Origin of the sequence: Clostridium sp. AM46-21 (assembly GCF_003480025.1) — a bacterium.
GTDB lineage: Bacteria > Bacillota > Clostridia > Lachnospirales > Lachnospiraceae > Coprococcus > Coprococcus ammoniilyticus.
In genome coordinates, this window is the sequence record NZ_QUIB01000005.1 from 154,384 (window position 1) to 166,886 (window position 12,503).

The following is a 12,503-nucleotide window of genomic DNA, read 5'->3' on the forward strand; positions in this document are numbered from 1 at the left end:
GCCGTAAATTTTTTGAAATGTCCGAGCGTTGTAACATTTCACCCCGATTTTCAATGAAATTTTTTAGCCGCTGTAACATTTCGCGGACATTTGCCTGTTATACTATCTGAAAAAGATAAGGGTGGATTGATATGGCAGCAGTAAAGACAGTATCTTTAACAAAAGAATATTCTAATGGAGAACACTATTTAAGAGCAGTTGATGATATATCTTTCACAGTTGAAGAAAATGAATTTGTAGCTATTATGGGAAGTTCAGGTTGCGGAAAGACCACGTTGCTCAATTTACTAGGTGGTTTGGAAAATCCCACACACGGATGTGTCTATATCAATGATGTAGATATTACACAGTTATCTATGGAGGAAAGGAGTTCCTTCAGAAGATGGCATATTGGGTTTATTTTTCAAAATTTTAATTTAATCCCAGAGATGAATGTATTTGAAAATATAGTTTTACCTGCCAAACTTATGGAAAGAAATATCAGTAAAAAAGAAGTAATGCGGATAGCTGAAGAACTGGAAATTGAGGAAAAACTATTACAAAATCCTATGACTTTATCTGGTGGACAACAGCAGCGGGTCGCAATCGCCAGAGCTATTTATACACATCCTACCATACTTTTGGGAGACGAGTTGACAGGAAATTTAGATTCTACAACCAGTATATCCGTTATGAAATTTTTGAAAAAGATGTGTAAAAAATATAGCCAGACAATGATTATCGTTACACATGATGAAAGAATAGCAGCTATGGCAGATCGGATTATTCAGATGAAAGATGGGAGGGTTGTATAGGATGGAGAATTACGATTGTAATCAGTCGGCTGAAAGAGTGCTTATGGATGCTTCCAGGAAAAAGAATCAAAACAGAAATCGTCTACTGTTTATCGTAATTACAATTACTGTAGGCGTGATTTTTAGTGTGTTCTCTTTAATCTATGGGAAGATGGAGATTGATATTCAGAAAAATATGAAAGCCGATGGTATGGCTGTATCGACCTATATTGAAAATGGTACAGCGGATATGACACAACAGCTTACACAGCTACCATGCATAGAAAGCATTGGGAAAGAAAAGTTTGCAGGAAAATTATTAGATGATTCCATAAAATATTGTGATTGCGTCATTACAGATGTGACCGGATTTGAAAAAATGATACGTCCTGCATTTACAAATGTGGTAGGGACCTATCCAGAAAAAGAAAATGAAATTATGCTTTCTACGAAAACTCTGCAATATCTTGGAATCAAGAATCCCGAAGTGGGCATGGAAATTGAACTGGATTTTTATTGGAATGACATTTTCAATACCAGTGGAACCGGTATGCAGAACTTTTTACTTTCTGGGTATTTTACAGAGTATCAAAATCAAACCTCCGGTGCTTCTGTGGCTTTTATATCAGAGAAATCAATGGAGAAGAACGGGCTTCAATGGGAGCCATGTAGGATTTTAATAGATCATACAAAGAAATATTCCAGTGGTTCGCAAATAGAACATATGCTGACAAATAACATAAAGTTGAATGAGGGACAGAGAATTGTAAGTATGAACCCAGCAGAATATCGGGCAATAAGTGAAATGATGGGAAGTTATGGATTTGCAGTCTTTTTTTCGGTTATGGTTTTACTTTCTATGTTTTTGTTTATTTACAATATCCTAAATATTTCGCTGGAAAAAGATTTACAACGTTATGGCCTTTTACAAGTAATTGGTGTGGAACAAAAGCAGAATATTAAAGTTATGAATCGTGAGATGCTAAAAATAGGACTTACGGGAAGTATCGCTGGAGCAGTTTTAGGGGGAATGTTTATATGGGGTATTATGCCATTGTTATTAGAAAAAATGTATGCAGAGAATACATGGAAATTAGAAAGAATGGTTTTCTTTCAACCCAAACTTCTTATCCTAGCGATTGTTCTTGTGATTTTCACGTTGGGAGTGGCAGTGGAATGTCTGAAAAGAAAAATGAGAAAATTAAGTCCGTTGGAGTGTATGAAATATACGGAGGCGGTTACTTATCATAAAAGCAGGAAGAAACCGAAGATAAAGAAATTCCGCTGCTGGGGAAAACATCCTGAAATTTATCTTGCAAAGAAATATTTATTTCGGAATAAAAAAACATTTGGGATAACAAGTTTGTCATTATGGCTTGGGTGCGAATTGGCATTATGTTCTGCGGTAATTGTGAACGGAGTGGATTTACAGAATTATTATAGTAAAGAGCCGGACTTCCAAATAGGAATTACAGAGGAAGCTTGCAATTATTTAATTGAATCATCACCGGACACAAAGAATATGAAGTTTTTTCCGAAGTCCCTTATGAATGATATTGAAACGACCATAGGAAACGAACTTCATTCAGTAGAAAACATTAAAGGATTTTATCCGATCGTCGGAAAAAATGGCAAGGAGAATATAAAGATTCTAATCGATGGAGATAAAATATCCACGGTAATTCAGACAGTTAGTATCGGGGAGCAGGAAGAACTAAAAGACTTTATTCAGAAAAATGATAAGCTAGTAAATTGGGAGCAGTTTCAAAATAATCATGGAACAATCGTGCTACATGATCATAGGATGTCAGATTATATAGCAGGAGAAGTGCAGGATTATATAGGAACAGAGATGGAATTTTATGATCTGGTTCCGGTTGGTACGGAAATGAGCAGTTTAGTTCCTGAGAAATTAGTAAATTGTGGTTATCTGGATATAACAGAGGATGATTTCCCAGAGATGAAATTGTGCTGGGATGGTAAAAATATAAATATCCTATTGGTAACAGAGACTACATATGATTGGCTGGTAGAAAAATTAACACCACAAATTTTTGAAATACAATTTAATGTTGACAAAAATCAGGAGTCAGTTATCCGAGAAAGACTGAATCAGATGATTCGCAATTATAATATGGAATTTCAATCAAAATATGGACACGCTGATAAATTGAACTTGTTTTATTTAGATTCTAAATCAGAACGTTTGCTAAAGGAGCAGAACTATATTCAGACAAGTAGATGGCTGCTTATGAGTATTAGTGGAATTTTAATATTTATAGGAATTATGAATTTCGCAAATACAAGAATATCGGATATTATGCTTCGGCAATGGGAGTGTAAAATCCTGGAACGTGTAGGGATGACAAAAAAACAAGAATATCGAATGTTTGTAACAGAGGGCCTTTTCTATTGGTTACTGTTATGTGGATTGCTTATGAGTTTTGGGAATTTAGGGATTGGTATCATGCAGTGGTATATGAAAATGCAGATTTCCTATTTCGCTTTCCGCTATCCGGTAAAAGAAATGATTGCGTTGATGGTATTTTTATTATTGTTCAGCATTATTTTTCCAGGAATTATTTATAAAAAACTAAAAAAGAAAAGGAAGTGAGGATATGAAGCAGATTTTAATTGTCGAGGACGACAGTTTTTTGAATAAGATGTTAGACTATAACCTGACCGCAGACGGCTACGGCGTGACTTCTGCCCTAAATGCCAGAACCGCAGCCGACGCCATCCGCCACCGGGAATTTGATTTAGTGCTGCTGGACATCAACCTGCCGGATGGAAATGGTTTTGAGCTGTGCAAGCTGATAAAGCCCCAGCACCCGGACACCATTGTAATTTTCCTGACCGCCAACGATCAGGAGAGCGACCAGATACGGGGCTATGAGGCGGGCGCGGTGGACTACATACATCACAAAGCCCTTTGTGATCGGGGCCTTGCAGCGGAAAATCAAAGCCATGTTCGCCATGCTGGAACACCACAAACCGGCCAAGGACATTTACGACGACGGGCGGCTGTTTCTGGACTTCTCGGAGCAGGCGGCCTCCCTAAACGGCAAGCCCCTGACCCTATCCCCGATGGAGTACAAAATGCTGAACCTGTTCCGTAAAAATCCCCGGCAAGTGCTGACCCGTGGGCAGCTTTTGGAAAAGCTGTGGGATATAGACGAAAGGTTTGTGGACGAACACACCCTGACACCCTCCATCAGCCGGATTCGCAGCAAGATCGAATCCGACGGCGGCGCGCCCTACATCAAGACCGTTTACGGCATGGGTTATCAATGGACGGGAGGCGAGGCAAAATGAAGTTTCAAAACCTATCGGTAAAGCGGCTGTTTAGCCTGGTGGCAATAGGACTTGTCCTTTCCATGTCCGGGATCACCATAGCCCTGTTTCTTGTGACAAAACAGACGGCGGTGCTGCTGACTGGCGGGGCGCTGCTACTGTGCGCCCTTGTGGGGATTATTGTACTGACGCAGGCGTTTGGAAAGCGGCTGTCGCAGTTTACCGCTGACCTGTGCCAGACTTTAGACCACATGATCGCCGGAAATGAAGCACCCCAGCGGCCAGAGGACAGCGAAACCCAGCTTGCCAGAATCGGACACCGGCTGGCAAGGCTTTACCAGATCATGCAGGAGAACCGCCGCCGGGTGGACGAGGAACGGCAGGAGTTACAGACCCTTGTATCGGATATTTCCCATCAGGTGAAAACGCCGGTAAGCAATCTGAAAATGGCGACGGACACCCTGCTGGAAAAGCCTATGACCGAGGCGGAGCGCACCGACTTTATCCGGGGAATCCGCAGCCAGACGGATAAGCTGGACTTTCTCTTTCAGGCCCTTGTGAAAACCTCCCGTCTGGAAACAGGCGTGATCCAGTTGGATAAGAAGCTGGGCCGTCTTTTTGATACTGTGGCGCAGGCCATGAGTGGGATCGTGTATGCGGCGGAGAAAAAGGAAATCGCTGTGTCCGTGGACTGCCCGGAGGATTTGACCTTTTCCCATGACAGCAAGTGGACATCCGAAGCCCTCTTTAACCTGCTGGACAATGCGGTGAAGTACACCCCGGCAGGCGGGAAAATCGCTGTGTCGGTGGTGTTGTGGGAAATGTATGTGGAGATCAAAGTAGCCGACACCGGCAAGGGCATTTCCGAAAGCAATCAGGCTGCCATCTTCCGGCGCTTCTATCGTGAGGAAGAAGTACACGAACAGCAGGGCGTGGGCATTGGCCTGTATCTGGCCCGCGAGATCGTAACGCGGCAAGGCGGCTATATCAAAGTGGTTTCGGAGCCGGGCAAGGGTTCAGAATTTTCCATTATGCTGCCGACAAAATAGAACGCGGCGGACGGCCATTTCCGGCTGCCCGCCGTAAATTTTTTGAAATGTCCGAACGTTGTAACATTTCACCTCGATTTTCAATGAAATTTTTTGGCCGCTGTAACATTTCGCGGACATTTGGGTTTTACAATAGCCTTATCAACAGGCAGAAAGCCTTGAAAGGAGTTTTGAGTATGAGCGTTTTGCAGACGATTGATCTGAAAAAGTATTACGGCACAGAGCCGAACATCACCCCCGCCCTTGACGGTGTGAACTTCTCTGTAAATGACGGTGAATTTGGGGCCGTTGTGGGAACCTCTGGCAGCGGCAAGTCCACCCTGCTTCACATGATGGGCGGGCTGGACACTCCCACCAGCGGAACCGTGATCGTCCGGGGCGAAGAACTGGCAAAGAAGAACGATGAACAGCTTACCATCTTCCGCCGCCGCAACATCGGTTTTATCTTTCAGAACTATAACCTTGTTCCCATCTTGAATGTGTATGAGAACATCGTCCTGCCGGTGGAGCTGGACGGGGACACGGTGGATCAGAAGTTTTTGGACGAGATCGTTCATCTGCTGGGGCTGGAAGATAAACTGAAAAATATGCCGAACAATCTTTCCGGCGGACAGCAGCAGCGTGTGGCGATTGCCCGCGCCTTGATTACCAAACCGGCTATTGTGCTGGCCGACGAGCCGACCGGCAACCTTGACAGCAAGACCAGTGCCGAGGTGCTGGGGCTTATCAAGCGTACCAGTGCGGAGTTCCGGCAAACCGTAGTGATGATTACCCACAATGATGACATTGCCCGCCTTGCAGATTGGATTGTCCGCATTGAGGACGGCAAGATTGTGGAGTAAGGAGGTGGCAAGCTATGACATGGCCTTTTGAGAACGACACCAGTGCGATCACGAAAAAAATTGCTAAAAACGATATAGATAAAAACCGAGTTAAAAAAGTTTTCTCGCTTACTACGATAGTCTTTGCAACAGCACTACTCATGATGTTGGTTATGTTTGAAAGCGGATATGAAACTACAAAAGATAGAATGGCAGAAGGGCAACCACAAGTTGTTTTTTATGATCTTTCCCAGCAGCAAATCGAGTTGTTGTATTGGGAGGAAAATATCGAATCCATCAAAGTAACTGAAACAGAAAATGGATATGATGCTTCAATTACCATTGTTGATGCCACAAAAATGACGCAATATGGTTTTTCTTCTGCGGTCGATAATATATCTTCAAAATATGACATTCATCATGTAACAAGAAACGACTTATTCATGGATAGTTTGCCCAACGGAGGACTATTAAATCAGAAAAACATGGTTCTTATGGGGGTGGCAATCTTCATTATAATTGTGAGTGCTTTAGTAATTTACAATGTTTTCTATTTATCTGTTGTAAATCAGGTGCGGCAATTTGGGCAACTTCGTACTGTCGGAATGACACAGCAGCAAACAAAGAAAATCATGCGCTACGAAAGAAAATTTTTATGTAGAATTGGGGTTCCGATTGGTCTACTAATTGGTGGCCTTGCTGGATATTTGTTGCAACCTGATGGTTGGGATTGGATCGCTGCGGTAGTCTGGGGGATAATCATTAGTGTTATCATCAATTTCGTTGTAAAAGTATCGTTAAATAGACCTACAAAAATAGCCCTCAGCATTTCCCCGATCCTTTCCAGCAAATATATGATGGAACGCTTTGATTGTAAGGTTACTAACAAAGAAAAACGAAAATTATCTTCTTTGGGGCTGGCAATCATAAGCATAACATCACACTGGAAAAGCATTTTAGTTTCTGTGCTTTCTTTGGGCCTAAGCGGGCTTTTATTTGTCTTAGCTGCAACATATACCGCTTCCATTGATCCCGAATCTATTGTAAAAAAAGATGTCTACCAGTATGGACAATTTGTGATTGATACTACTGGTAAATACAGTGAGAAAGTTTCGGAAATTGAAAACTTCAAACAAAAGATAATGGAGCTTCCAAACATTAGCAATATAAAGCAAGTTGTTGAAACAGATATTAGTTGGGCAGGGAAAAATAGCACAGGCAAAGATCAACTTTCTATTATTACCGATAATGATTTTGCCTCTATTCAGCAATTCAGAGAATCAGGCGATTTGGATTATCAACAGCTTGTTCAATCTAACCAGATCGTTGCTGTAAATGGTGTAGAAGGTATTTCTAAAGGCGATACAGTAGAATTTACATTTGGGGATGGCACCCAAAAAACTTATACGGTGGGAGGCGTATTAGATGGTGATCTGTATTCAAATACAGCAATTTATGGCGGCTGGTTTTTAATGCCTGCTGAATTGATAACAGAAAATTCGGCTTCTTTTGATGTTTCTATCAGGTTGATCGTAAAGGCAAATGATACCGGATTGGAGCACACCATAATATCTTTAGAGAAATTAGTGGATATGTCAGATGGATTAACACTGACGACTATGCAGGAAGCGATTGCTTCAAAAGAAGCTACTATCAGGCAGGTAGGAATATCTATCATAGGAGTAACACTATTCTTGCTGCTTTTTAGTATCATCACTTTTGCAAGCACAATTATTACAAATATAGCAACAAAAAAGCGAGAATACGCTATGCTTCAATCCATCGGTATGACTTGGAAACAAACAGGAAAAATGGCACTATGCGAAAGTTGTGTACTGGCTGTAGGGAGCCTGATACTTACTCTGATATTGGGAATTATTTTAGGGCAGATATTGATAAAAGGCTTGATAAGTGCAGGGATTTTCTATTTGTCATATACATTTCCATTAACATTGTTTACTGTATATTGCATTGTGGTAGTTCTGATTATTTTGACGATTACTATTTCCGCTTTTTACAGTTTACAAAAAACTCCGTTGGTTGAGAGATTACGGATTGTAGACTAATGAAGTAGACCCGACTAATATAAAAATGTCCGAGCATCGTAACATTTCACCCCGATTTTCATTGAAATTTCTTAGTCGCTGTAACATTTTGCGGACATTTGGGTTTTACAATACCCTTATCAACAAAGGCAAGGAGGCGACGCAATGGAATTGACTCCGACATTGATTTTGAATCTGGTGCTGCTGATCGTCCCGCCCGTTACCCTTGTGCTGGTGTTCTGGCAATGGCTGGCCCGGCACATCCGCTGGGTGGTTGCCTTGACTGCTCTCTGTGATGTTCTCCTGTTTTGGGATGAATTGTTCTACTATGAGAGCTTCGGCCTGTTCGCTGTGCTGATTCTGGTACAGTTGGTGGCCACCGGCGCAGCAGCGTTCCGCATTTACAACAAACAAAGAAAGGATTGAATTTTATGAGCATTTTACAGACTATCGACCTGAAAAAATATTACGGCACAGAGCCGAACATCACCCGCGCCCTTGACGGCGTGAACTTCTCCGTGGAGGACGGCGAGTTTGTGGCTGTTGTGGGAACCTCCGGCAGCGGCAAGTCTACCCTGCTTCACATGATGGGCGGGCTGGACACCCCTACTTCCGGCAATGTCATTGTCCGGGACAAAGAGCTGTCAAAAATGAACGACGAGCAGCTTACCATCTTCCGCCGCCGCAACATCGGCTTTATCTTCCAGAACTATAACCTTGTTCCCATCCTGAATGTGTATGAGAACATCGTCCTGCCGGTGGAGTTAGACGGGGACACGGTGGATCAGAAGTTTTTGGACGAGATCGTTCACCTGCTGGGGCTGGAAGATAAACTGAAAAATATGCCGAACAATCTTTCCGGCGGCCAGCAGCAGCGTGTGGCTATCGCACGCGCCCTGATTACCAAACCGGCTATTGTGCTGGCCGACGAGCCGACCGGCAACCTTGACAGCAAGACCAGCGCCGAGGTGCTGGGGCTTATCAAGCGCACCAGTGCAGAGTTCCGGCAAACTGTTGTGATGATTACCCACAATGACGACATAGCCCGTCTTGCAGATCGGATTGTCCGCATTGAGGACGGCAAGATTGTGGAGTAAGGAGGTGGCAGGCTATGACATGGCCTTTTGAGAATGATACCAGCGCCATTACAAAGAAGCTGGCAAAGAAAAGTTTGCAAAGCGAGAAGCGCCGGAATCTGATGGTGGTGATTGCCGTTGCGCTGGCGGCATTTCTGATCTGCTTTACGGGAATTGTGTCTACCTCCCTGACACAAATGCAGCGCAATCAGGTTGTCGATACTTATGAGGCGGTCTGGCTGGGCGTAGAGGAAAACGACATTGAAACCCTGAAAGGACTGCCGGAGTTTGAGCGCGTAGGCGGCTACTATATGCTGGGTGAGGAGCTTTCAGAACAGGGCTATCATGCGTCCTATGTGTATTGCGACGCGCAAATGATGGAGATTGCCAAGGCGCAGATGGAGTTGTTAGAGGGCCGGGTTCCTGAAAAAGCAAATGAAGTTGTTGTAAGCGAATACTTTCTTTCCACCTATGGAAACAATGCCAAGATCGGGGACACTGTGACCTTAGATACAGAGAGTTTTCATGGTGATTATGTCGTTACCGGCATTATGGACAGCGTAAATGAAAAAGAAGCGAATACCTGCGCTATCATTCTTTCCAACGCTGCCCTGACAGGATGGAAAGGGTTTGACCCGACTGGCTATCGCGCCTATGTCCATTTCAAAAACAGCGACCAGTTGGGCGAAGAACTGATGACCTCTTATTGCAGGGAGATTGCGGAGGAATATCAGCTTCCTATGCCCAAAATGAACAGCAAGTATTTTGCCTATGCTTCTAAATCCTTTGATTTTGCACTGATGGCTGGCGTGATTGCCATTGTTCTGATCGGCGGCTATATTGTGATCCAGAGTATCTTCCGTATCTCCATCAATGACAAAATCAAGAGCTACGGGCAGCTTCGGACGATTGGTGCAACGCCAAAGCAAATCAAGCGGATTGTAAAGCGGGAGGGGCGTAAACTCGGCAGTATCGGGATTTTGATTGGTACAGTGCTGGGTGTATGCGGCGGTTTTCTTTTGTTTCCCAAGGGATTTAATGCTGTTTCCTATGTGGCAACGATTATTTTGACACTCATAAGCAGTTGGATCATGGTATCTGTTTCCATCCGTAAGCCGATAAAAATTGCGGCAGGGATTTCCCCGATTGAAGCCGTCCGTTTTACCCCGGCACAAAAGGACATCCGAAGCCGAAAAAAGAATATCAAGCTCAATCCTGTTTCAATGGGAATTGCGAATTTTAAGCGTGACCGAAAAAAGACCGTTGCTATTGTAGCCTCATTGAGTTTGGGCGGAATTATTCTGCTTGTGGTATCCTCCATTGTTTTGCTGCGTTCTCCAGAGGCGCTTGCAAGACGGTTTTTCCCGGACGGCGACTATAAAATTTATTTGGATTCTGAAATGACAGAAGAAAAGGTTATGGCAGCGGGAAATCCGTTGAATGAAGAATTAAAACAGGAAATCTTATCTATTGATGGTGTTACAGATATAATTCCAAGCAGACAATCTCTCTATGCAACCCTTAAGACGGACATTTACCAAAGCGGTGGTATGTGTGATATGCTGACCGACCAGAATTATGCAACAGTTGAAGCGGCTCTGACAGCAGGAACGATGCCAAAAGATTCCCGTAGTATTGTAATTGACTATAATGTGCTAAAGCAGAATGAGGATATGGGTGTTGGTTCAACAGTTGACTTTTATTTTGGAGAGGGGCAACCGCCTGTTTCCGTCACTGTATCAGGATTGTTTGATTCCAACAAGACGCCTTCCGGGCATGGAAAACTGGCCCTCGATGGAGTACTCTTTTTCGCACCAGAAGCGTTGTTCCACGAACTGCACCCGGAAATCACCTCTTTTGACTATTCATGGAGCATTGTAAATGACCCTAAAAAAACGGACTATGTGGGAGCTGAATTGAAAAATATTGTTGCCAGCCATAGTAATATTGCCTTAGATGAAATCAATACAGTGATTGAATATGAAGAAATGACAAATTCTTTTGCGTTTGGCAGTATGGAGATACTTTCATGGTTGGTATTTCTCTTTGGCGTTATCAACCTTATCAATACGACACTCTCTAACCAGATAGCCCGAAAGCAGGAAAACAGTATTCTGCGTTCTATCGGCCTAACACAAAAACAGCTATGTAAAATGAACATCTGTGAGGGGCTGTGCTATGCGCTCTTTGCAACATTGGCGACGCTGATCGTTGGGCTTCCGGCTTCCATCTTTGCTTGCAGAAAAATGAGTATAGGAGCTTTTGCCGGAAATGTAGTGCCTTACAAATTCCCGGTTTTGGAAATGGGACTGTTCATTCTGGTATTGTTCGGAATGGAACTGATCTTGTCTGTATGGACAATCCGCAGACAGAAAAAGCAATCCCTGATCGAACAAATGCGGGCGATGGAATAACCGTATGGGATCGGCGGGGCGGCGTGTGCTGCCCCGCTTTTTTCGCCATTTCTCAAAAAATTTTTGAAATGTCCGAGCTTTGTAACAATTCAGCCTGTTTTTTTGTCGAAATCAAAGGCACCTCGGACATTTGTGTAACATTTGTAGTTTATGCTTGTGGTAAATCAATATTGGGGGTGAGGACACATGAAAAAGATACTGCTGATCGACGACAGCGACACCTATACATGGTGTCTGCGAAAATACTTACAGCACCGGGGCTACCCGGTAAAAACGGCTTCCACTCTGAAAGAAGCGCGGGCCGCCATCCAAGAGGAAATGCCGCTGGTGGTCTGCTGTGATCTCGACCTGCCGGACGGTTCCGGCATGGACTTTCTGGACGAGGTGCGGGCCGCAGACAAGGAGCTGCCTTTTATCTGGCGTCCTGCCATGACAGGGACGACTACGAACAAGAGGCTATACGCCGGGGCGCGACGCTGTGCATGGACAAAATGAAAGGGCTGCTGCTGCAAGATAAGCTGGTGGAATACGCTTACCGGCAGTTATCCGGCGAAAAGGCCCCGACTTTTCACAAGCTGCTCTTTGTCTATGCAGAAGATACCAGCGCCGAAGTGCTGCGGGCTGCTATGCTACAAAAGGGCTTTGACCTGATTCTGGTTTCCTCGATTTGGGAAGCCAAGCGCCGGATTTTTGAGGATAAGGAAATAGAACTGATCTTGTGCGATCTGGAACTGCCGGACGGCACAGCAATGGAGCTGTTTCATACGCTACGGCGGGTGGCGGGGATGTTCCAAATGAAGAATCCCCCTGTCCGGCTTCTGCCGTTCTTTATCCTCACCGAGAACAACGACCTTGCCACGGAATATGAATACCGGCATGAGGGCGTGAACGACTATATCACCGCCCCGGTAAATATCCCGGAGCTGATCCGCCGGGTTCTGTTCTTTGTGGAATGAAACTTTTTTTATTCGGCGGCTTTGTCAAGCAAGGCCGCCATTTTTAATCCTTTTTATCTTCAATGCTTGTTCTGA

General features: G+C 43.9%; 8 protein-coding genes and 2 pseudogenes. All 10 read left to right on the forward strand.

The window, feature by feature from the left end:
• The first annotated feature begins 131 nt into the window (after positions 1 to 131).
• The 10 genes and pseudogenes from DW959_RS05065 (at position 132) to DW959_RS05110 (ending at position 12,428) form a co-directional block, all read left to right on the forward strand.
• On the forward strand, positions 132 to 794 hold the full coding sequence (locus DW959_RS05065) for an ABC transporter ATP-binding protein (RefSeq protein ID WP_117715689.1): 663 nt from the start codon (positions 132 to 134) through the stop codon (positions 792 to 794).
• Between the two features lies 1 nt (position 795).
• Positions 796 to 3,387 (forward strand): ABC transporter permease, encoded by a 2,592-nt coding sequence (locus DW959_RS05070; protein ID WP_227085120.1) that lies wholly within the window; start codon positions 796 to 798, stop codon positions 3,385 to 3,387.
• A gap of 4 nt (positions 3,388 to 3,391) precedes the next feature.
• Positions 3,392 to 4,088, forward strand: a pseudogene (locus DW959_RS05075) (response regulator transcription factor).
• Positions 4,085 to 5,116: a HAMP domain-containing sensor histidine kinase gene (locus DW959_RS05080; RefSeq protein WP_117715687.1), complete on the forward strand. Its 1,032-nt coding sequence runs from the start codon at positions 4,085 to 4,087 to the stop codon at positions 5,114 to 5,116. The pseudogene DW959_RS05075 and the gene DW959_RS05080 overlap by 4 nt, the downstream one beginning before the upstream one ends.
• Positions 5,117 to 5,292: 176 nt before the next feature.
• Entirely contained in the window at positions 5,293 to 5,958 is a 666-nt protein-coding gene (locus tag DW959_RS05085) for an ABC transporter ATP-binding protein (protein ID WP_118615586.1), read from the forward strand.
• 14 nt (positions 5,959 to 5,972) lie between these two features.
• On the forward strand, positions 5,973 to 8,003 hold the full coding sequence (locus DW959_RS05090; RefSeq protein WP_117715723.1) for an FtsX-like permease family protein: 2,031 nt from the start codon (positions 5,973 to 5,975) through the stop codon (positions 8,001 to 8,003).
• Positions 8,004 to 8,147: 144 nt separating this feature from the next.
• Entirely contained in the window at positions 8,148 to 8,408 is a 261-nt protein-coding gene (locus DW959_RS05095) for a hypothetical protein (RefSeq protein WP_117715724.1), read from the forward strand.
• A gap of 5 nt (positions 8,409 to 8,413) precedes the next feature.
• Complete coding sequence (locus tag DW959_RS05100) at positions 8,414 to 9,079, forward strand: ABC transporter ATP-binding protein (RefSeq protein WP_005362411.1); 666 nt, start codon at positions 8,414 to 8,416, stop codon at positions 9,077 to 9,079.
• Positions 9,080 to 9,093: 14 nt separating this feature from the next.
• The gene (locus tag DW959_RS05105; RefSeq protein ID WP_118615588.1) at positions 9,094 to 11,472 is read left to right on the forward strand and encodes an FtsX-like permease family protein; all 2,379 of its coding nucleotides are present in this window, start codon (positions 9,094 to 9,096) and stop codon (positions 11,470 to 11,472) included.
• Between the two features lie 186 nt (positions 11,473 to 11,658).
• Positions 11,659 to 12,428: pseudogene (locus tag DW959_RS05110) on the forward strand (response regulator).
• The last annotated feature ends 75 nt before the right edge of the window (positions 12,429 to 12,503 follow it).

Coding starts and splice junctions, on each gene's coding strand:
- DW959_RS05095 (WP_117715724.1), top strand. CDS start 8,148: ATGGAATTGACTCCGACATTGATTTTGAATCTGGTGCTGCTGATCGTC.
- DW959_RS05105 (WP_118615588.1), top strand. CDS start 9,094: ATGACATGGCCTTTTGAGAATGATACCAGCGCCATTACAAAGAAGCTG.
- DW959_RS05080 (WP_117715687.1), top strand. CDS start 4,085: ATGAAGTTTCAAAACCTATCGGTAAAGCGGCTGTTTAGCCTGGTGGCA.
- DW959_RS05070 (WP_227085120.1), top strand. CDS start 796: ATGGAGAATTACGATTGTAATCAGTCGGCTGAAAGAGTGCTTATGGAT.
- DW959_RS05085 (WP_118615586.1), top strand. CDS start 5,293: ATGAGCGTTTTGCAGACGATTGATCTGAAAAAGTATTACGGCACAGAG.
- DW959_RS05065 (WP_117715689.1), top strand. CDS start 132: ATGGCAGCAGTAAAGACAGTATCTTTAACAAAAGAATATTCTAATGGA.
- DW959_RS05100 (WP_005362411.1), top strand. CDS start 8,414: ATGAGCATTTTACAGACTATCGACCTGAAAAAATATTACGGCACAGAG.
- DW959_RS05090 (WP_117715723.1), top strand. CDS start 5,973: ATGACATGGCCTTTTGAGAACGACACCAGTGCGATCACGAAAAAAATT.